Annotated in this window: 16 protein-coding genes; 6 read left to right on the top strand and 10 right to left on the bottom strand. The window is 57.9% G+C overall.

Going from position 1 to position 20,823, the window contains the following annotated elements:
- Window positions 1-32: 32 nt before the first annotated feature.
- Window positions 33-482: a hypothetical protein gene (locus tag FEM03_RS19625; RefSeq protein WP_138088005.1), complete on the top strand. Its 450-nt coding sequence runs from the start codon at window positions 33-35 to the stop codon at window positions 480-482.
- A 146-nt stretch (window positions 483-628) separates the two neighbouring features.
- On the opposite strand, the gene FEM03_RS19620 is transcribed toward FEM03_RS19625, so the two are convergent.
- The 6 genes from FEM03_RS19620 to FEM03_RS19595 all read right to left on the bottom strand — a co-directional run bounded on the left by FEM03_RS19620 (window position 629) and on the right by FEM03_RS19595 (window position 5,961).
- Window positions 629-1,543: a ketopantoate reductase family protein gene (locus FEM03_RS19620; protein ID WP_138088004.1), complete on the bottom strand. Its 915-nt coding sequence runs from the start codon at window positions 1,541-1,543 to the stop codon at window positions 629-631.
- A 4-nt stretch (window positions 1,544-1,547) separates the two neighbouring features.
- Entirely contained in the window at window positions 1,548-3,245 is a 1,698-nt protein-coding gene (locus FEM03_RS19615; RefSeq protein WP_138088003.1) for an acyl carrier protein, read from the bottom strand.
- Between the two features lie 19 nt (window positions 3,246-3,264).
- Window positions 3,265-3,531 (bottom strand): phosphopantetheine-binding protein, encoded by a 267-nt coding sequence (locus FEM03_RS19610; protein WP_138088002.1) that lies wholly within the window; start codon window positions 3,529-3,531, stop codon window positions 3,265-3,267.
- 31 nt (window positions 3,532-3,562) lie between these two features.
- A complete protein-coding gene (locus tag FEM03_RS19605) occupies window positions 3,563-4,816 on the bottom strand; it encodes an NAD(P)/FAD-dependent oxidoreductase (RefSeq protein WP_138088001.1) in 1,254 nt (417 codons plus the stop codon).
- A gap of 19 nt (window positions 4,817-4,835) precedes the next feature.
- Window positions 4,836-5,132, bottom strand: coding sequence for an acyl carrier protein (locus tag FEM03_RS19600; protein ID WP_138088000.1), 297 nt, complete (start codon window positions 5,130-5,132; stop codon window positions 4,836-4,838).
- A 103-nt stretch (window positions 5,133-5,235) separates the two neighbouring features.
- The gene (locus tag FEM03_RS19595; RefSeq protein ID WP_138087999.1) at window positions 5,236-5,961 is read right to left on the bottom strand and encodes an SDR family oxidoreductase; all 726 of its coding nucleotides are present in this window, start codon (window positions 5,959-5,961) and stop codon (window positions 5,236-5,238) included.
- Window positions 5,962-6,067: 106 nt separating this feature from the next.
- Here FEM03_RS19595 and FEM03_RS19590 point away from each other — a divergent pair, with 106 nt between their 5' ends.
- The 5 genes from FEM03_RS19590 (at window position 6,068) to FEM03_RS19570 (ending at window position 13,808) form a co-directional block, all read left to right on the top strand.
- Entirely contained in the window at window positions 6,068-6,595 is a 528-nt protein-coding gene (locus FEM03_RS19590) for a DUF4112 domain-containing protein (RefSeq protein WP_206171083.1), read from the top strand.
- Window positions 6,596-6,657: 62 nt separating this feature from the next.
- Window positions 6,658-9,216, top strand: a complete 2,559-nt coding sequence (gene hrpB, locus FEM03_RS19585; RefSeq protein WP_166443011.1) for an ATP-dependent helicase HrpB — start codon at window positions 6,658-6,660, stop codon at window positions 9,214-9,216.
- A gap of 99 nt (window positions 9,217-9,315) precedes the next feature.
- A complete protein-coding gene (locus FEM03_RS19580) occupies window positions 9,316-11,982 on the top strand; it encodes a beta strand repeat-containing protein (protein WP_138087997.1) in 2,667 nt (888 codons plus the stop codon).
- A gap of 174 nt (window positions 11,983-12,156) precedes the next feature.
- Window positions 12,157-12,852, top strand: coding sequence for a zinc metallopeptidase (locus FEM03_RS19575; protein ID WP_166443010.1), 696 nt, complete (start codon window positions 12,157-12,159; stop codon window positions 12,850-12,852).
- Window positions 12,853-12,923: 71 nt separating this feature from the next.
- Entirely contained in the window at window positions 12,924-13,808 is an 885-nt protein-coding gene (locus tag FEM03_RS19570; RefSeq protein ID WP_240772846.1) for an NYN domain-containing protein, read from the top strand.
- A gap of 28 nt (window positions 13,809-13,836) precedes the next feature.
- Here the strand turns inward: FEM03_RS19570 and FEM03_RS19565 are convergent, their stop codons facing one another.
- The 4 genes from FEM03_RS19565 to FEM03_RS19550 all read right to left on the bottom strand — a co-directional run bounded on the left by FEM03_RS19565 (window position 13,837) and on the right by FEM03_RS19550 (window position 20,822).
- The gene (locus tag FEM03_RS19565) at window positions 13,837-14,826 is read right to left on the bottom strand and encodes an SHD1 domain-containing protein (RefSeq protein WP_138087995.1); all 990 of its coding nucleotides are present in this window, start codon (window positions 14,824-14,826) and stop codon (window positions 13,837-13,839) included.
- Window positions 14,827-14,878: 52 nt separating this feature from the next.
- Window positions 14,879-16,156, bottom strand: a complete 1,278-nt coding sequence (locus FEM03_RS19560) for a glycosyltransferase family 4 protein (protein ID WP_138087994.1) — start codon at window positions 16,154-16,156, stop codon at window positions 14,879-14,881.
- A 131-nt stretch (window positions 16,157-16,287) separates the two neighbouring features.
- Entirely contained in the window at window positions 16,288-17,217 is a 930-nt protein-coding gene (locus tag FEM03_RS19555) for a peptidylprolyl isomerase (protein WP_138087993.1), read from the bottom strand.
- Window positions 17,214-20,822: a type I secretion C-terminal target domain-containing protein gene (locus tag FEM03_RS19550; protein ID WP_138087992.1), complete on the bottom strand. Its 3,609-nt coding sequence runs from the start codon at window positions 20,820-20,822 to the stop codon at window positions 17,214-17,216. Before FEM03_RS19550 ends, FEM03_RS19555 begins: the two co-directional genes overlap by 4 nt.
- Between the last annotated feature and the right edge of the window lies 1 nt (window position 20,823).

Here is a 20,823-nt window from a genome sequence, read left to right as displayed (position 1 = left end):
GATCTAAAAGGCTAACTTCATTTCGTAAAAAAATGCCGCTCGAAACTAGAGAAGACTATGTTCGTCTCAATCAGCATCTGTGGGAGATCGATACGATTGTTTCCAATTTTGCCTCAGATAATGGCTATGAATATGGTCCACCTCTTAAAAATGGACTATATCCTAAAATTAGATTGCGATTTCAGCGTGGACGGATTTCACAAAATATTAACATCGACATGGATACAGACATTCGCGATCAAAGATTCGGCGAATTCTTTCCCGAAATTCCATACACAATCTTTGGGGGATCATGGATAGATGATCATGCGGCACTTATTCGCCATGGTGGCCCGCATTTGCACACGCTGCAGATTCCATTTTCCCAACTTAAGCTGTCTATTCACAAGCTATTGCCCTTCTTTCATCAATATTTATGCACCGTAACGGAAAAAATAATTTATGGTTGTGGGACGCAGTCAGAACTATCAGCCCCGCCATGAGCTCTGTCAGATAACAAATCAGCATCAAGCATGGAGACTTGCACGCTCGTGTTATTGCGGCTCTTCGTCCTGTTTTGCACAACTCCTCAATAGACCTCGGCCAGTAACCAACTCTGTGTCGAGCTCAAGGACGAGGCCGGACGCATTCACATCTCTTCATTCGACAGGATCAACTCATACAACAAATCATTAACGGGCGTCGCTACTCCCAACTCTCGACCCAACCTCCCCACCGTTCCTGCAAACAACTCCACCTCCGTCCGTCTTCCCGCATCCACATCCTGCAACATGGATGTTTTGCCTTCCGGCGCCAGCCGACCAAAAATCTCAAAACACTTTTCGATATCCTCGTCTCGAAGACTCACCCCGCGAGTCGCGGCCAAATGCACCACTTCGCGACACGCCATCCGCATCGCTTCCTGCGTGTGAGGCGACTGCACAAAGCCTCCATACCCACATCTCAACACCGCGGAAACCTGGTTCGCCCCCACGTTCAGCATGAACTTCCACCACATCTCACGGATCATGTCATCCGGCACTCGATGACGAATCCCACATTGCTCAAATAACTCGCGCACCGCCGTAACTCGCTCAGAACCCGCCGACGAATCCTCCTCACCAAATACCACGATACCTGTCTTGGTAGATATGATTTGATTGCCCGCTTTCACCGCATCGGTCTCCACCACGAAGGAGTAAAGCAAATGCTTCATTCCACATCGGCGACCAATGATCTCCTCGCTCTCAATCCCATTCAAAAAGGACAGGATGATCGTGTCTTTTCCCACCAATGGTGCAATCAATTCCACCGCCTCATCCAACTGATGCTGCTTTACCGCCACAATGATCAAATCCGCTGGCGGCGCTTCATTCGACGGGGCCAGATATTCCACGTCCAGCCGTTCGCCATTGAGATAAACACCGCCTTTGCGATAGCGCTCGATACGCCCTTCATCCGCAACCACCTTTAAGCTGCCTGAAGCAAACTCCAGAAACGCCTTGGCATAAGTGGCCCCCACTGCTCCCAACCCGCATAAGTAGATGGATTGGATCGATCGCATTGACTTACTTCGCGCCAAGATCGGTCAACAACTGCTCCATAAAAATCCCCCGCTCCTCCTCCGTCATCGCGCCTTCCTTCCAGCACAGCGTCAGCACCAAACGACCATGTTTCTCATTGGCGAAAATCCCCGTTCCCGGCGGCGTCGAAATGCCCGGCACATGATACGCATTGGTCACCTTCACGCCTAGAAACTCATCAAGCGAAGGCGCAAACGGACCCGTGTTGGAATGATAGAAAGAAGTAAACAGCCCCTTCATCTGAAACTGGATGAACTTCATGTGCAGCTTCGGCGGCATCGGCTTCATCATGCTCATCAGCTGCTGAAACGACTCATCCAATCGATCCTTCAAAAACTGCGCGTGCTGGTCCTGCACCACCCGCGCAGCGCCATCAAGTGTCTTCAAATCCTCTCCATCCACGGTCCCAAAAAACATCGTCAGCTGATTCTGAAACACCGGACCGCGCGCGCCTTTGCGCCTGACCTGCACCGGCACACAACACATCAATGATCCGGGCGACTCCCCACGATGATCAAACACCCGCCAGTGCGCCCGCATCGCGCACGCCAGATGAAACGGCATGTTGATCAACGGACCCGAAACCGCCGTCGACCGCTTCTGCACCTCCGCCGTCTGCTCCTTCGTCAACGTCAACACCTCAAATCTCGTCCGGCCCGGCACGAACTGGCGCGATCCCAAACACTCAAAACGTTTTTCCATGATCGCGTAGAACCGCTTGATCATCGGCTCCACCGCTTTGAAGCGCTCGCCCCACGGCAAAGTCTTCACGGGTTCCGAAGTCACATACGGCGGAATCGCCTGCTGCACCTCGCCCTTCAAGAGCCTATCCATCTCCTGCAAAAACAACTCCGCTCCCACGCCGTCGAAAATCAAATGGCTCCACGAAAACACCAGCACCACCCCACCATCGGCTTTCTCAATCAACTCAAACCCCGCATTCACCCATCCATCCCGCTCCCGTCGCAGCGTCTTGTTCACCGCATCTTCCAGTAGGAGCTGCAAATCATCAAACTCCACCGCCCCTTCCGCCTTCAACCTCCCTGCCGAGCCCTTTTGCGACCATAACTTCAGTTCCAGCTCCAACAACCGACCCGCCGGCACCCACCGCGGCAACCCTACCAGCCACGACCGCTTCAAACGCGCATTCAACAGTGGGAACACTTTCGGCAACTCCGCAATCAAACGCCGCAAAGCCCCCACGTCCGGCACCGACTCCAATTCCAAAAACGAATGTGCAATGTGACCCATCTGCCCGTGCCCGCGCAGCAACTGATCAAACCCCACCACAAAAAAATCCGCAGGTCGCAACGGCAACCGATCAAACGCCGCCGACATCTCCTCCACCTTCAATGCTTCCTTTTGCTCCTCTTCCCTGCCAATCGGCTCCACGGAAACAGTCTCCTCCCCTTCGTCCTCCGCCTCCATCCCACCACGCTCGCGAATCAACGCCGCCACTGCACGCGTCGTCTTAAAATTCTCGCGCGAAACACTCTCCACCGGAATCACCACTCCAAACTCCTCTTCCACCAGCAGCAGCAGCTGCATGATCGCCATCGAATCCAACCCCACTTGAAACAGGTCCGTATCCCGACCAAACCCCGCTGACGTCTGCAGCAGATCACTGCCGATCATCTGCAACAACTTCGCTTCAACCCCAGAACCCTTCAATGCCGCACTCATGTTTTGTTATTTCCCCACCTCAACCCAACCTCGACTCCTCAATCGCCGCCGCGAGGTCGTTCACCGAACCCATCGCCTTGCGCGCCGCCTCGGCATCGGCCAGCTTCAATCCGAAGCGTTTCTCAATCGCCACGGTCAACTGCAACGCATCGACGCTGTCCAGCCCCAGGCCGTCCTGACCAAACAACGGCGTCTCATCCGCAATTTCATCCGCACTTTGCGGCAGCATCAGTTCCTCGATCAGGGCCTGTTTGATCTCAAGTTTTAGCGTTTGGGTATCGTCCATGGAATTCTCTTTTCAGTAATAATCAATTTGCTCAACGAATCGCAATCTTGCGCACCACCGGCACATGCTGTTGCAACCACACCAGCGCAAAAAACGCCCGCAACCTCCACCAGGCCGCAAACGGCATCGAAACCCGACCCGCCAGCACCGAATTGATCGCGCATACCATCCTGAAATGCGGCTGCGGTTGAAAGAACAACTGGCTGAAAGGCACCTTGTAAAAATTCTCGATGAACTCCCAATACCGGCTGATCCGCCGCCGCGTTTTCCAGCCATACCAGCGCAACCCGAAGGTGATCTCTCTGCCCTTCGCCAATGCCTTGTCCACCTCCCGCGCCGCATGCTGACCACTCGTCATCGCCAACAACACCCCGCTCGAAAAGATCGGATCAATGAACCCCGATGCATCGCCCACCCGCACCAGACGCGGACTCGCCAGCCGCGAATTCCGATATGAAAAATCCGTCAATACATGCAGCGCCTCCAGCGGCTCCGCCTGCATCATTCGATCCCTCACCGCCTTCGTCGACGCCACCGCCTCATCAAAAACCTCCTTCGGCTTTTTCCCGGACGCCACCCACTCATCCTTGTCCATCACCAGCCCCACACTCGTCTTTTCTGCTGACAACGGAATCATCCAAAACCACGAATTCTTGCGACGAATGATCAAAATATCGCCCGTCCGGCTCCCATCAGGCATCTGCACGTTCCCGAAGTGACTGAACACCGTCATCTTCTTGTGCCCCGGATAATACTCCCTCAACCCCTCCCTCGTTCCCGTGAAATTCGACAGCCCGCTCGCATCCATCATGAAGCCCGCGCGCGCCTCCTCCATCTCCCCAGTCGCCGTCCTGAACTTCACCCATGCAGCATCCCCTTCCACCCCGTGCTCCGTCACCGTGCACTCTTCACGCACCACCGCGCCGCATTCCTGGGAATGCTTCAGCAAAATGTCGTCAAACTTCGCACGCTCCACCTGAAATGTCTGCACATGTTCGGTAAAACTCCCATCCGCAAAAACAAACTGCACAAACCGCGACGCATCTCCCATCCAGAACTGCGCCCCGCGCTTCACCATAAATCCGGCCGACTCCACCTTCTCCAGCACCCCCAGCTCCTCAAAAATCGGCTTGCTATAGGTCAGCAACGATTCGCCGATGTGAAACCTCGGGAACTTCGCCTTCTCCAGCACCAGCACCCGCCGACCCGCCTTCGCCAGCGTCGTCGCTGCAGTTGAACCCGCAGGTCCTCCGCCAATGATGATCACATCCCATGCCGTTCCCATAATTTAAAAAATCATTACGTTACACCACATTAGGTTGCGCTTGAGAAACCTTCTCCACTTCCTTCGCCGCAATCGCATCCGCCACCGTGTTAACCGTCTGCATCACTTCACGCGCCATGGCCGCATCGGTAATCTTCAGCCCAAACTGTTTCTCCACCGCCACCGCCAGCTGCAACGCATCCACACTGTCCAACCCCAAACCGTCCGGACTAAAAATCACCTCCTCATCGCCAATCTCCTCCACCGACATCGGCAGCATCAACTCGCTCACCATCATTTCCTTGATCTCGCGCTTTAGATTTTCCAAATCGGCCATGTTTTTGGTGATACTGCTACTGGTGATTGCTGATTCGCGGGCTTGATGTGGTTGCGCTTATCAATGTGACATTTACTTTTCAGCAAAGCCCCGCAAACGCAACTTAGAACGTTCCTCCATCCACCTTCAGCACCGAACCCGTCACATACGACGCCCCAGTCGACGCCAGAAACATCACCACCGCCGCCACCTCCTCCGGCCTGCCCAGCCTCCGCATCGGCACCCGCATCGCCGCCGCCCGCTTCTGCTCCGCATCCATCCCCGCCAGCGCCTCCGTTTCGATATACCCCGGACACACCGCATTCACCGTCACCCCCGCCCGCGCCGCCTCCTTCGCAAAACTCTGGGTCAGCCCCACCACCCCCGCCTTGGCCGCCGCATAGTTCGCCTGACCCGCCGGAGCCAGCAATGCACTCAGCGAAGCCATGTTCACGATCCGTCCAAAACGCTGACTCATCATTACCTTCACCACCGCCCGACATCCCAAAAACGTCCCCGTCAAATTGCTCTGCAACACCTCAAACCACGACTCATCCGTCATCGTCGCCAGCAATCCATCCTCATGATGCCCGGCATTGTTCACCAACACATCGAGCCTCCCGCTTTCCTTCACCACCCGTTCCACCGCCGCCTCCCACTGCTCCTTGTCCACCACATCCAAATCCACCAAAAAACAACGTCCGACAAACTCCCCGGACAAACCCTCCGCCTTGTCCCTTCTCGACCTCACCCCCAACCACACCACATTTGCTTCATCCGCCGTCAGGAACGCCCGACCCATCGCGAGCCCCAAACCACCATTCCCGCCAGTAATCAAAATCACACTCATAGAAGCTCATTCCCAACAACCGCTACCCCCGGTTGTCAAATGCCCAGAACTACCCCATTAGTTCCACCACCGTCTTCCAATTCCACTTTACCCCTCCCCACCTCCCTTGCCTGCACCCAAAGAACCCGACTCCATCCTTCCTCCCGACGGCAAAAAGTTCACCCCCGGGCGCAACACTGAAGCCGCCTCCGAAACCTCCCGCATCATCGCCCGTTGGATGGACGACATCATCCGCATCCCCGGCACCAACATCCGCATTGGACTCGATCCCATCATCGGACTCTTTCCTGCCGTCGGCGACATCCTCGCCTCCAGCGTCGGTCTCGTCCTCGTCATCGAAGGCCTTCGTCACCGCCTTCCCGTTTCCGTGCTCACTCGCATGGGCGCCAACGTCATCCTCAACAACCTCATCGGTGCCATCCCCATCGTCGGCGACGCCTTCTCCATCTGGTATAAATCCAACGTCCGCAACCTCGCCCTCCTCAACCGCTGGAAATCCGGCGAACGCACCGCCGTCCGTCGTGGCAGCCGCGTTTTCATGGCCGTCTTCCTGACCATCTGGGCCATCGTCTTCATCGGCTGGATCATCGGCTGGTATTTCTTCATCAAATTCCTCATCAGCCTCGCCCCTTGACGATCAGTTCTAGCCTTTATCCTTTCGCCTTTCGCCTTTAATTATATTCCTTCATCCTTTCCTTGAGTCTCCTCCCCATCGAAGCCCTGCGCGGCCCCATCACCCACTGGTTCGACCCAACCACTCCCGGCATCCGCAACGCCGTCGTCCGCTCCCCCACTGGCTCCGGCAAGTCCACCCAGGTGCCGCAAATGCTGCTCGCCCTCCAAGCCGACAGCTCCCCAGCCAAACAAATCATTGTCCTCCAACCGCGCCGCATTGCCGCCCGCATGCTCGCCGCCCGCGTCGCCAAGGAACTCAACACCAAACTCGGCGACCTCGTTGGCTATCAGGTCCGCTTCGAAAACGTCTCCTCGGCCAACACCCGCATCCTCTTCGTCACCGAAGGTGTCATGCTGCGCCACCTGCTAGGCGACCCGCAACTCTCCAAAGTCAGCCACCTCGTCATCGACGAATTCCACGAGCGCCATCTTGACGGCGACCTCTGCCTCGCCTGGGCGAAAGCCATCCAGCAAAATCACCGGCCCGACCTGCGCATCGTCGTCATGTCCGCCACCATCGCCCCCGGCCCTCTCCGGGATTTTCTCGAGCCCTGCGAAATCTTCGACTCCCCCGGCCGCACTTTCCCCGTCGACATCGCCTATCAAGCCCCTCTTCGCGACAAAGCCTCCAACCTCGAACCCGTCTGGGACCAGGCCGCCCGCGCCGCCGAAACCCTCATCACCAAACAAAACATCGACGGCGACCTGCTCATCTTCATGCCCGGCGGACACGAAATCCGCAAGACCATCACCGCCCTCTCAGGACGCGCCTTTACCAAAGGCATCCGCATCCTCCCCCTCCACGGCGAACTCCCCCCCGCCCAACAAGATGAAGTTCTCCAACCCGGTGGCAGCCGACGCATCATCGTCAGCACCAACGTCGCCGAAACCTCCCTCACTATTGAAGGCGTCCGAGCCGTCATTGATGCTGGACTCGCCCGCGTCGCCTCCTACGACCAACGCCGCGGACTCAACACCCTCACCGTCCAGAAAATCAGCCGCGCCAGCGCCGACCAACGTTCCGGTCGCGCCGGCCGACTCGGCCCCGGATACACCATCCGACTTTGGCCGCAATCCGACCACGCCCATCGCGCCGAAAACGATCCGCCCGAAATCCACCGACTCGATCTCAGCGAAGCCCTCCTCACCCTCGCCACCGTCTCCAACAAGGCAAACCTCCCCTTCACCTGGTTCGAGCCTCCCACCCCAGAATCCCAAACCCGCGCCCAAACCCTCCTCCAAACCCTAGGAGCATTTGAAATTCGAGATCTCAAATCACAAATCACTGCCATCGGCAGCAAGATGGCGACTTTCCCCCTCCATCCCCGATTCTCCCGCATGCTGCTCACCGCCGTGGACCTCCAATGTCTCCACGACGCCGCCCTCTGCGCCGCCATTGCCCAAGGCCGCGACCTCCTCCTCAAACCCCATTCCCCTCAGGTTGAACGCAAACAGGAAGAATTCCTCAACCGTCACGACCTCTCCGAATTCCAACCGCTGATGCGCGCTTTCTACAAAGCCCAGTCCCTCAATTTCGATCCCCAAGCCTGCTCCCAATACGCCATTCACGCCCGCGCCGCGCAAGAAACCGCCCGCACCTTTCAACAACTCCTCCGCCTCCTTCCCCGCGCCAATCCCGACACCGAAAACGACAACCCTGAAGCCCTCGCCCAATGCCTCCTCACCGCCTTTTCCGATCACCTCGGCATCGAAACCGGCAGCGGCTCCCGCGTCTATAACCTCGCCGCCGGCTATAAAGGCCATCTCGAAAAATCCGCCCATCTCAAACCCCCGCCCCTGCTCGTCGCTGCAGAAATCGCCGAGATCCAGGGCAAGGCCCTTCAAGTCAAACTCAACCTCACCACCCGTATTGAGGAGGGATGGTTGCGCGATCTGTTCCCCGACGACCTCGCCACCACCCACAGCGTCGCCTTCGATCCCGTCAACAAACGCGTCACCAACCGCGAAGAAACCCGCTTCCGCGACCTCACCCTCCAGTCCCGCGAACGTGGCGAACCCGACCCCGGCCTCGCCGCTTCGCTGCTCGCCGACGAAATCCTCGCCAACCGCATCGACCTCCCCACCTGGACCGAAAAACACGAACAATACATCACCCGGCTCAACAACCTCGCCGCATGGATGCCCGAACTTGAACTTCCTCCCATCGGCCCCGACGATCGTCGCCTCCTCATCGAACAAATGTGCCTCGGCTGCACCGCCGTCCGTCAGATCAAAGAACGCACTCCCGACTCCGCCCTGCGCTCCTGGCTCTCCGCCTCCCAACGCGACCTCCTCGAACGCTACGCCCCCGAACAAATCAAACTCGCCAACGGTCGCACCGTTTCCATCGAATACCGCGACAACGCCAGCCCTCAAATCAGCGTCATCCTCCAGCACCTCTACGACACCCACGAGACCCCGCGCATTGCCGGAGGCAAAATCCCCCTCACCGTCAACATCCTCGCCCCCAACCGACGTCCCGCCCAAACCACCAACGACCTCGCCAGCTTTTGGAAGAACAGCTATCAGCTCGTCAAAACCCAACTCAAAGGCCGCTACCCCAAGCACGAATGGCGCTGATCCCAACCCCTTCCAGGATCGCCCCGCCACTCATAAATCTCACTCGCTCATACGAAATCGCTCGATTTTTCGCGCTCTAAAAATTACCATGTGTTCACAATGACCTTGCTTACCCTCCCATGCTGCCTTGGCATCCTTGTCTTTTTGAGCCTCGCCCTGTCATCGCAAGGAGCCACTCTCACTTGGGACGGCAACACGGGATTGGATGGTCAACAAGACGGCGGCGGCAATTGGAACACGATCGATGCCAACCGTTGGTTCAACAGCACCGATACCGTCTATCAAACCTGGAGCAACGCCACCCCGGACTCCGCCATCTTCGGCGTCAACAGCGGAGCCACCGGCACCCAAACCGTTACCCTTACTGAAGCGATTACCGTCAACGACATCACCTTCAATAACAGCGGGGCGGCCATTTACACCATCACCGGCAACGCCACCAACAAACTCACTCTCTCCGGACTCTCCGCGCTCGACACCCCTATCATCAACACCGACCTCGCCGCAAACGCCACCCTCCTGTCCAACCCCACCATCACCGCCGTCATCGCAGGCACCCAGGGTTTCGAAAAAACCGGCACCGGCACCCTCGTTGTTGGAGGCACCGTTTCCAACGAATACACCGGACTCACCACCGTCTCCGCTGGAATTCTCCTGCTTGATAAAACCGCAGGGCTCAATGCCATCAACGGCGACATCGACATCACCGGCACCGGCACCCTGCGCCTTAACAAAGCCAACCAAATCGCCAATGGTGCCAGCATCACGCTCAATGGCGGCACCCTCTGGCTCGGCGGCAACTCAGAAACCGTCGCCAATCTCACCCTCAATTCCGGCAACTCCAACGGAGGAACCGCTTCCAATGGCGGCACTTTTACCGTCACCGACACCCTCACCATCAACAACACCCACGGTCTTGGAACGAACAGCGGGGCCAATTGGACAGCCAATCGTCTCGTCATCACCGGCACCACCACCAACAGCACCGCCCTGTCCATGACCGGAAACAGCGCCGCCACGCTCTCGCGCTTTACCATCGGCTCGGGCGGTCTTTCCCTCAGTGACACCCGCACCATCACCCTCAACAACGGCACCGCTGCCGACGCCCTGGGGTCGCAGATCAACCTCAATGGCAACGTCGTGGCCAACGGCACCCACACTTTCAATAGAAGCGGCACCAGTTTGATTGGAGTCGCCCAAATTCACCACGGCACCGACACCCGCACCTGGCAAATTGACTCCGGCACCACCAACGTCGGCATCACCATCACCGGCACCGGCAGCGCGGGCCTCACCAAAACTGGCAACGGCACCCTCCAATTCAGCGGCAACGCCACCACCGCCAATAACTATACCGGAATGACCACCCTCAACGGCGGCAGCATCAAGCTCTCCAAAAATGCGGGCGTCAACGCCATCGCAGGAGACATCACCATCACCACGGGCGTCCTCGACTGGGACGCCGCCAATCAAATCGCCGACACCTCCACCATCAACCTCAACGGCGGCTCCCTTAAGTTCGACAACCTGACGGAAACCATCGCCAACCTCTATCAGAGCGCAGGAAGCGTCAACAACAACAATGACACCAACGGCGGCAGGCTCACCATCACCGGCACCCTTCGCGTCACCGGCGGCAGTTCCATCAACCTTAACAGCGGCGGCGTCTGGAGCGCCAACACGGCGGAATTCACCAACACCTACACTGGCAATGCGATCGCCCTCAACGGCAACAGCGGAACGCTAATCAACCGTTTCATTGTCGGAACGGGTGGCCTCATCCTCAACAACAACCAAAACATCTCCCTCAACAAAGGTGCTGCCAACCTTCCCAACGGACCCGCTGGCAAGGGCAGCGAACTCGTCCTCAACGGCAACTACACCGGCACCGGCAACATCAACTTCAACCTCAATGGTGGCAACACCTTTGGCGTCGCCCAAGTCAACCTCAACGGCGGCCAGCGTGAATTCAACGTCATCAGCGGCACCACCACCAGCAACCTTGCCATCGTCAGCAACACGCTCACCGACAGCGGTGATGGCACCACCACCACCGCAGGCGGCATCACCAAAACCGGCAATGGCGTCCTCGCCCTCACCACCGCCAACACCTACCTCGGTAATACCCTCATCAATGCTGGCACCCTGCGTCTTGGTGCCAACGGCTCCCTCGTCTCCCCCCGCATCATCGTCGCCACATCCGCCATCTACGACGTCGCCAGCGTCACCGGCGGTTACACCCTCGCCAGCGGCCAAACCCTCGAAGGCGACGGCCAGATCCTTGGCAACACCACCATCGCCAGCGGTGCCAACCTTTCCATCGGCACGGTCGGTGGCGACCTCACCCAAAGCCTCGCCTTCGCCGCCGGACTCACCCTCAACAGCGGCTCATCCACCTATCTGGATCTCGGCACCCCAGCCGACTCCGACCAACTCAATGTCACCGGCATCTTCACCCAGGCCAACGGCGCTAAAATCATCGTCGATCCGAACGGCTTTGTCCCTATTGCCGGGCAGACCTACCAGCTCTTCACTTTCGGCGCTGGCTCCACCTTTTCCACCAACCTCGGTCCCCTCCTCCGCACCGGTGCTGAAGACAATGACACCGATTTCGACCTCCCCGACATCAGCGCCAGCGGCTTTCAGTGGGATGTCAGCCAGTTCACGACCAGCGGCATCGTCGCCATCACCCCCGAACCAAGCCGCGCCCTGCTCCTCCTCGCCGGACTCGTCGCCACCCTGCTGCCACGTCGCCGCAAACGCTAGCGCTAGACGCTGGGCACAACCCATGCGACATCATTTGAGTCGCCCACGCCTTCAATGGATTCACCATCTTTCGAAGGAAAGATGCCTTCTATCAGTCCGCTATCCACTCTCAGCTCCGAATTTCCGCATTCCCTCTCGGATTTTCGCCTTTATCCCTTATCCTTTATCCTTTCAATGCTCGGCCTCTTCGTCATCCTCCTCGTCATCACCCTTGTGGCCGCCAAATTCGCCGCCGGCAAACATGATACCGCCCTCAAGCTCGGCTCCCGCAAACTTGTCCCCGGCGCCCAAACCGCCGCTGAAGCCGCCCGCGAATTTCTCGACGAAAACGGTGCCTCCGACGTCCAGATCCGCGAACACACCGCCATGATCTCCGACTACTTCGATCCCGCCCGCCGCACCCTGTTCCTCAACCGAACCACCCTCAACGGCACCGACCTCGGCTCCTGGGCCGCCACCCTCCACGAGGCCGCCCACGCCACCCAAGTCGGCGACTCCGCCTCCGCCCTCAAATGGCGCCTCACCAGCATCCGCATGACCCGTTACCTCCCCACCATTATCGGCCTCATCGCCATCCTCTTCATCGCCCTTAAACGCCTCCCTCCCGGCATCGCCCTGCGCCTTTGCGCCGTTCTCCTGGCCCTCATCATGCTCATGAACGTGATGAGCCTTCCCGTCGAATTCAACGCCAGCAACCGCGCCCTCGCCTGGCTCGAACGAAAACTCCGACGCCATCCCGACACCATCGACGCCATCACCCCGATCCTCCGCAACGTCGCCTTCCGCGACACTGGCGCTTTCCTTCGCTCACCCATGTATTGCCTCTTCGGCCTCCTGCCCATCGGCGGCAAATCACGTCCGAAAAAGTGAGCCGCTCCCGCTTCATCTACTAGCCAGCAACTCCCCCTTGTCCCAACCCCCTCCCCCCACTACATTCCCCCATGCCCGAACCTAAAGAGCGCACCCACATCATGGCCGTTTTCTGCGATTTCGAAAACGTCGCCATCGGTGCCAAAGAAGCGAAGTTCGACAAATTCGACATCACCAAAGTTCTCGAACGCCTTCTCCTCAAAGGTCACATCGTCGTCAAAAAAGCCTATTGCGACTGGGACCGTTACCGCGACTTCAAAAGAGGCATGCACGAGGCTGCCTTCGAACTCATCGAAATCCCCCACGTCCGGCTTTCCGGGAAAAACTCCGCCGACATCCGCATGGTCGTCGACGCCCTCGACCTCTGTTACACCAAGGAACACATCGACATCTTCGTCATCGTCAGCGGCGACTCCGACTTCTCCCCGCTCGTCAGCAAACTCCGCGAAAACAACAAAATCGTCATCGGCGTCGGCGTCAAAAACTCCACCTCCGACCTCTTCATCGACAACTGCGACGAGTTCATTTTCTACGACGATCTCGTCCGCACCCGCAAAACCGTCATCACCCCTCGTCGCAATCCACCCGCGAAACCCAAGACCGATGATGCCCGCCCTGCCGCTGCCGCCGGCAAAGACATCAAGGAACCCAAACCCGAGCCCCGGGATGAAAACAAAGGCAGCGGCGATCCCGAAAAAGCCCTGCAACTGATCCTCGACACTGCCGACGCCATGCTCGAAGAGCGCAACGGTGAAGACACCCTGTGGGGTTCAATGATCAAACAAGCCCTCAAACGACGCCACCCCGGCTTCAACGAACGTTTCCACGGCTTCCGCACCTTCAATACCCTGCTCGAAGCCGCCCGCGACCGCGGCCTCATGGAACTCACCCGCGACGAAAAATCCGGCAACTACGCCGTCTCGAAAGTCCGCATCAGCGAATCTCCTGCAGACTGACGACCTCCGCAAAGCAGACATCCATCCATCAATCCCCCGCCGCCGCCAGACCCGGAACGACGACGGATTCGATCCACTTCTTCACCGCTGCTTTTTCTTCATCAGGAAATGCGTGGCCAATACCCTCCATGTTGCTTTCCGTAACCTCCAGCCTCGCATTTTCTGCACAAGCCACCATGGATTGCATGTAACTTTTTCCGCCCTGTTTGCTCAGATCATCGCCCCAAGCCAGATACGCATACTTGTTCCGCAAACGTTTCTTCGCCGTCGGTTCAGGAGAGCCGCCCTCAATGATCACAAAGGCATTGAACAACTCAACAAACTCCTTCTCGGCCTTCGAGATATAAACACCGATGGTATGCGCCCCATTGCTAAATCCACCGACGATGCGCACCTTGGGGTCAAGATTTGGCAACAACTTCACCAATTCCGCAAGCATCACCTGATGATACTTCCAGATCTCGTCCATCTCATCCGTTCTCATCGCATCCCTCGGCGTTCCCACCGATGAAGGAAATGGCAAAGCCGCGATGGCATACTCCGCCTTGTCCACCAAGGGAAATCCTCCGTTCGGTGAATTGCTGCCCTTCCCTCCACCCATCCACACCAGCAACGGCACCGGCTTCTTTGCATCATAGTTGTCAGGAATGCGCACATTGCACGTCGCCACATTGCCATTGTGATCTTTCGGCAACGCAGGGAACTCCAACGCCACCACCTCACCCGCCTTCACCCTTGGATCGCCGGGCCCGGTCGGCACCATGGCAGCAGAGACAGGAGCTGGCGCACCGGCTGGCTGCCACTGCTGGATGAATGCCTGATCTTCTGCCGAAAACTTGTTCGCAGGCACTGTGAATGAAACTCCGTCAGCACGCCGGATCGTCACCTGATCCCCCTGCTTTGAAATCAGCTCAGCCTCCATCGTCCGGCCACCGGCGTCCGTAAACGTCCGTGCCTGCACCCCCGTCAACGTCACCATCGTCAACCAAAGCAAAATGAGCGCGCCGTGTCTGTGCATAGCCGCCCGTGATACCTTGCCGCTTCACAAGTGGCAAGAAAAACTTCTCCCGCTACGCCCAAACCTTCTCAAACATCTCCGCCATCCGACCCGAGGAAAAATGCAACCTCGCTCCGGCACTCCCCGCCTCGCTCAAACGCCTGCGCAACGAAGCATCCGTCAACACCTGCACCAAACCACGCCTCAGCGACTCCACATCGTCCGGCTCACACAGCACCCCGCCCTGCGTCATCTGCAAAATCTCTGGAAACGCCCCGTGACATGGCTGCACCACCGGCACCCCACATGCCTGCGCCTCCGCCACATACAATCCAAACGCCTCCCCATAAGTGGCCGGCACCGAGAACACGGTGATTTCATGCAAAAACTTCACCTTGTCTTCAAATGACAAATTTGGCTCGAACGTCACCCGATCCAACAATCCTTTGTTCCGCAACTTCGCCCGCAATCCGTCCAAATAAGCCTCATCCCCTTTCGTCACTGCCCCCGCCACACGCAGCTTCACCCCCGGCACCTCAATCTCACCCGCCAGTTCAATAAACGCATCGACCAGCGTCGTCAGACCCTTGCCATGAATCATGCGCGCCAGATACCCAATCGTCGGCACCTCCGGCTCCATTCGTGATCCCGCATACCCATCAAAATTTAATCCGTTGAACACCACCTCCATTTTGTCCGTCCCGACCTCCAACCGGCGCATCATCTCCTCCGCATAAAAGCGGCTCGGCGCGATGAACTTGGTCACCGACTTCGCATTCTCCCGCATCAACTCCCAGGCCTGCGTTTTCCACGGTTCCGGCAGCGTATCCAAAAAAGCATCCTCCCCCTGCAACGACACCACCACAGGCACGCCCAGCCGTTTCCTGATCGCCGGAGCCAGCCCGATCAACAACGAATTCGACAACGACACCACCTCCGGCCGCGCCTCCTTTTCCATCCAATCCACCAATGCCGACCACTCCGGCCACTGCTTCCCCTTCTCCCCCAGCAAACTCCCCACCGTCATCTCCCCCAAGTCATGCGGACTCGTCATTCCCATGAATTTCGAAGCCCAGCGCAACCGCTTTTCATCATCCAGCCACCGTTTCGCCCCGTCCGGCAACATGCCTGCCAGGCGCGGCATCTTCTGCTGCAAATAAAGCGATATCCCGCCCACCCGCACCGGCTGCCCCTCGCCCGCCTCCTCCGCATCCGTCACCATGGGCAAATACAAAGGCGACATCAAAGCCTCATGCCCCCGCGCCCTCAGCGCCTTGATCAACGCATTGTCACGCAAACAACTGCCGCAATGAAACGAGCCGGTGCCAGGAGTTAAATGAAGCAGTTTCACAGATGGGTCGAATTTGTGCGAATCAATGGGGCTTGGACACGTTTAGATACGCCTGAAACCCGGGGTATTGTCACCCAAAATGCATCCCTCCAAGGAAAGGCGGCACACCTCACCTGCTGCTCGTCGAATGGCTACTTCACCGGATCAGGCAAACCCGCCAGCGATTCTCGCGGAACCGAATTTGGCTCAGTGACAGCCTCCAGTTGCTGCTGATTGACCACCCAAGGAAACGCCTCATTCAACCGCTTCGCATACTGATCCCGAACCGCCTGCTGCCCCTCCTCCATCAACTGGCGCTTGATCTCATGGCGCACCTCCTCAAAACTTTTCCGTCGCGATTCCGCACGCTCAACGACCCTGGCCAGATAGTGCCCTTCCTTCGTTTCAACCACCGAAGTGAACGCTCCAACTTCCAAACCGGTGCTCGATTGCAGAACTTCCTTTCTCCATCCTTCCACCTGATCCAGCGGACTGAATGGAGGCAGAATGCCACCTTGATAACGCGTTTCCTGATGCTGCGAATGCGTCACCGCCAACCGCCCAAATCCTGTGGCGACCGGCAGTTTTCCGGCCTCCTCCTTCGCTTGTTCAAGCAACTGCCGATTGCCTTTCCGCCGGACCGTATCCTCAGGTGATGACGGCAAGAACAATACCGCGAGAATCACCGATTCCGGCTGCTGCCATTGGTCCGTCGCCGTTTCATAACGCTGTTGGATCTGCTCTGCGGTCGCCGCCACCGCATCGAGTTTCGGCTGCAGATCCTCCGTCTGAAGTTGCCGGATCAATACTCCATCAAGTGAACGCCGCGTCTTCGGATCACCATCAAGTCCACGTTCCCTTGCCTTGGCGACCATCTGCTTCCTCTCCAGCAATTGTTTCAGCGCCCTTTCTCTGCGATCCGATCCGGGACTGACATGATGCATCTCCCACTCCAACTCTGCTTTGCTGATGGGCTGCCCTCCAACCTCCGCCACATGGCCCGCATCGGGCGCATCATCCCCACAGCTCATCAGCAGCCCGCTCAAAACCAAAAAAATGAAAACGCGGGAATGTTTTTTCATGGGCCAGCGCTGGTTGAAATTTGCCGCACTCCAGCCGAACTGCCATCAGATGGGCTTCCTGATGCCTTCGTATAAATCCATGAGATCCGGTGCTCACCACCGCCCAACACCACACTGGCCGGCTGCCAGTCCGTTCCAGGCGACAACGTCAGAACCTCCCTTTCGTCAACCAACAACCGAAGCCGGTCACCGCCCGAACCACTGACCCGCCATTCAAACCCAAAAGTCACCGGCCCGTTGACGGAGGTTGTCAGCACCGTGCGCTGGCCTGGAGCAAGTCCAGAGGTGCGCAGCCCGCCATCTCCCTCTCCGGCGGGAATCCATCTTGACTGCCCGTAGGAGGCCATTGGCAACGGCGTCGAACCAAAAAGCCCAAGCGTCGGCGAAAGCCCCGTCAGCGGATCAACATACTTGGCCACCGCCCGGTAAAACTCTCGGGTCGGCGACGGATTGGCGGCCAGATTTTGAAACGACTGAACAAATCCGCGCACCGTTTCAAAGTGAATGCCGGTGCGTCTCGCGTCGGGAAGCAGCGACCAGTTGACCAGGTCGGTGGAACGCTCAATCCGCACGGCGACATCCGGCCGGTCCGTGCCCACTTCCACTTCAAAGCGGTTGTGCGTTGTCGTTTTGTCAAAAGCCAGATTCTTCAACCCGCCCAGATACTCGGAGAAATTGCTGACATCGTCATCATTCCGATCCGCCAGTCCATAAACTGACAAAGGACTGCCACCCGCCGCAGCAAAAGGATCAGTCTGCGCCCGCCAGCTGGCAAACCCGCTGGCGTCAGCATCGTCTCCCGGCACGATCAACAGCGACACCGACCAGGGAGCCACACTGACAAAATCATTCGAGCCATGGCCAACGCTGATATCGAGTCGCCGCACTCCGATGTTGCCCGATGGCAATGCCGAAACGATGAAACTCATATTGGCGGCTCCAGCAGGAATCTGCACCTGCGTCGGCAACGCCTGGAAGTCCACCCCGGCCACCGCTTCCCCCGAAAACATGATCGGCACCAGCAGCGACTGATCCAGACTTCCGACCCGACTGACCGTCACCACGCTGGTTGAAGCCCCTTCGCGAGCCAGCAACAGATTGCTCGCACTCAAGGTGACCTGCGTCGATTCAACCAGCGTGATCGGAGGTGCCGCAGGGCTCGCCACTTGATAATGCCTGAACCGTGGAACCACCGCCATTTGAATGCTCTCCACTCCCTCATTCAAGGCATCCAGTGCGGGCAGAATGAAAAACGACGCTGTGTCAGAGCCGCGTTCAAATCTCGCCGTTGGCCGTCCCTCCGTCCCGAGAACGCCCTGCAGCGTGAAATCCCGCAAATATCCCGCCGTGCCAGCAAAACTCAGGGGCACCTCCTCCTGATGTCCCAAATCTCCCGTGCGTCTGACAATCGCCTCAACACTGCGACCCGGCAGCTCCTTCAACTCAAGCGACAACGATGCGAGCGACACGACTTCTGGAAGCACCAGGTCTCCAGCAATGATGACATCCTCCCCAATCAATCTCCCCAAGTCCCCGCTCCCCAACGCAATGCCCACCAACGTGATGACCTGGTCCGGCACGCCGCCGTCTCCGTCATAGTCCAATTTCACCAGCGTCTTCAACACCACGTCCGTGCCCTCAATCTCCACCTGCGGTTCTAACGACACGAACTGCTCCGCGTTTCCCTTCTTCCCCAGAAACCTTCCGGTCAGATCCAGGCGATCTTCATTCACCTCAAAATCCGTGATGATGTCGTCTCCATCATCCTGCTCCCGATAGCGGAAAATATCCGCCCCTGGACCGCCCGTCAGCAGGTTGTTGCCCGATCCGCCGGAGATGATGTCCGCTCCGTCACCGCCGTGAATGAGGTCATCTCCAAAACCTCCCACCAGCACATCCGCCAACGCACCACCCTTCAAGGTCATTGCAACCAGTGATTCTGAATGATCCCAGATCACCGCCCCCTCCCAGCGCGAAAGTAGATAATGCTCCACCCGCCGCGCGAACTCCGGCGTCAACACCCGATCATACATCAGCACCTCATGGACCTCTCCAAGAAACGGCGCTTCAATCAAGCGCTGGGAAGGCATCTGCGGATTCAACCTCACCCGCGCACCCATCGCCGGCAAAACCGTCGGCCTAATGGAGGAAATCGTCGACCCACTGCCATCAAACAATCGCTGCGAAATCGCGTAGCCTTGATCATCGGTCAGCCGCCACGCAAACAAGGTCGCAGCCAATCCTGGTGTCCGAAATCCCTGCACCTCCATCGCCCCCACCGAAAACGCCGCCGCACCCGGATAACCCACCGGACCATCAAACGCCTTGAACGTCACATTCAGGTTGTTCGACTGCATCGACGTCTGCGCCGCCAGACCTTGTGAACGCGTCGACTGGTAAACAAACACCGCGCGGGTGGCCACCGACATCGACGCATCATGTCCAAGAAGATGATCATCCACCCCGTCAAACCCCACCGCAGGAAGTCCCTCAACCAATTTCAATGTAGGCTGCTTCGCCGCATCACCTTGCACAAAGGACCGGGGCAACTGGTTGCTTCCCAGCTTGCCCGAGCGGTCAGTCCAGCTGGCAATTTTTTGATCAGCACTCAACGGCAACTCATTGGCATCCAACCACAGATTCGCCTGCACCGCTGACAGGGTGCTGGGCTGGAAGACATCGATCTGCAACTCCGCCACGACCGCAGCGTGATTGCCATCAGAAATCTCCAGCCTCATCACCCCATTGGATGCGGCGGCCAGATGATGCAACGTCAACCTCCCGGCATCCAAATCCGCCGCCGAAAAAATCCCATTCAATGCCACGGGGACGCCATCTTTTTGTAGCTCAAACTCAGGCGAAAGTTCCCGCAGGGTCAATTGGATGGATGCGGGACTGCTGTTACCATCCACGATTCGCAGGGCCATCCCGGCAATGCCTTCTTGCGTGACAGATACCGATTGCGTGAGCAACAGCGGACTGTTGTTGGCGCTGTTGGGATTGGTGCCCAGCAAAAATTCATTGAGGTTGTTGATCAGATCATCATCCAGGTCGCCCGTCGCATCGGTTTTGTCATTTTCATTAAGTCCATGGAGCTGCTCCCACCAGTCCGGGATGCCATCGCCATCTGAGTCCAGCACCGTTCCTGAAGCAAAGATGTTCACCCGGCGTTCATCGGCCCGCTGGTCTTGGGTGACGCTGATGATCTGGTCTTCAGGACTGGCAACCGAGGCCGGGACACCGTTGACTTTCACCGAGACAATCTCCACCTGGGCACCGACACCTTTTACCTCAATGAAAGCATCCTGTTCATAAGACTCCACCCCCAGTTTCATGGGCACCGAAACTGCATAGGAGTAAGCGCGAGGCATGCTCGAACCCACCGGCTGCAACGGCACCTCCAGCGTGATCTGGTTGGCCGGATTGGCCACGTTGCGCAGCACCAGCGTCATGTCCCCCTGCGTCAGCAAATGCGGTGCACCGCCCGCCGATTGCAACACACGCCCGTAGAGCAACAGCGAAGGTTCCGTAAAACCCTGCGCCGCAACCCGGGCGGTGGTCAGCACGAAAACAAGGAACGAAACGAGGTAAGTGAAGCGGTTCATA

It is taken from the genome of Phragmitibacter flavus, assembly GCF_005780165.1.
Classification (GTDB): Bacteria; Verrucomicrobiota; Verrucomicrobiia; order Verrucomicrobiales; family Verrucomicrobiaceae; genus Phragmitibacter; species Phragmitibacter flavus.
This window is presented reverse-complemented; position numbering and strand designations above follow the sequence as displayed.

Coding starts and splice junctions, on each gene's coding strand:
- FEM03_RS19550 (WP_138087992.1), bottom strand. CDS start 20,822: ATGAACCGCTTCACTTACCTCGTTTCGTTCCTTGTTTTCGTGCTGACC.
- FEM03_RS19620 (WP_138088004.1), bottom strand. CDS start 1,543: ATGCGATCGATCCAATCCATCTACTTATGCGGGTTGGGAGCAGTGGGG.
- FEM03_RS19575 (WP_166443010.1), top strand. CDS start 12,157: ATGCTCGGCCTCTTCGTCATCCTCCTCGTCATCACCCTTGTGGCCGCC.
- FEM03_RS19610 (WP_138088002.1), bottom strand. CDS start 3,531: ATGGACGATACCCAAACGCTAAAACTTGAGATCAAACAGGCCCTGATC.
- FEM03_RS19580 (WP_138087997.1), top strand. CDS start 9,316: ATGACCTTGCTTACCCTCCCATGCTGCCTTGGCATCCTTGTCTTTTTG.
- FEM03_RS19615 (WP_138088003.1), bottom strand. CDS start 3,245: ATGAGTGCGGCATTGAAGGGTTCTGGGGTTGAAGCGAAGTTGTTGCAG.
- FEM03_RS19555 (WP_138087993.1), bottom strand. CDS start 17,217: ATGAAAAAACATTCCCGCGTTTTCATTTTTTTGGTTTTGAGCGGGCTG.
- FEM03_RS19595 (WP_138087999.1), bottom strand. CDS start 5,961: ATGAGTGTGATTTTGATTACTGGCGGGAATGGTGGTTTGGGGCTCGCG.
- FEM03_RS19570 (WP_240772846.1), top strand. CDS start 12,924: ATGCCCGAACCTAAAGAGCGCACCCACATCATGGCCGTTTTCTGCGAT.
- FEM03_RS19605 (WP_138088001.1), bottom strand. CDS start 4,816: ATGGGAACGGCATGGGATGTGATCATCATTGGCGGAGGACCTGCGGGT.
- FEM03_RS19565 (WP_138087995.1), bottom strand. CDS start 14,826: ATGCACAGACACGGCGCGCTCATTTTGCTTTGGTTGACGATGGTGACG.
- FEM03_RS19600 (WP_138088000.1), bottom strand. CDS start 5,132: ATGGCCGATTTGGAAAATCTAAAGCGCGAGATCAAGGAAATGATGGTG.
- FEM03_RS19625 (WP_138088005.1), top strand. CDS start 33: ATGCCGCTCGAAACTAGAGAAGACTATGTTCGTCTCAATCAGCATCTG.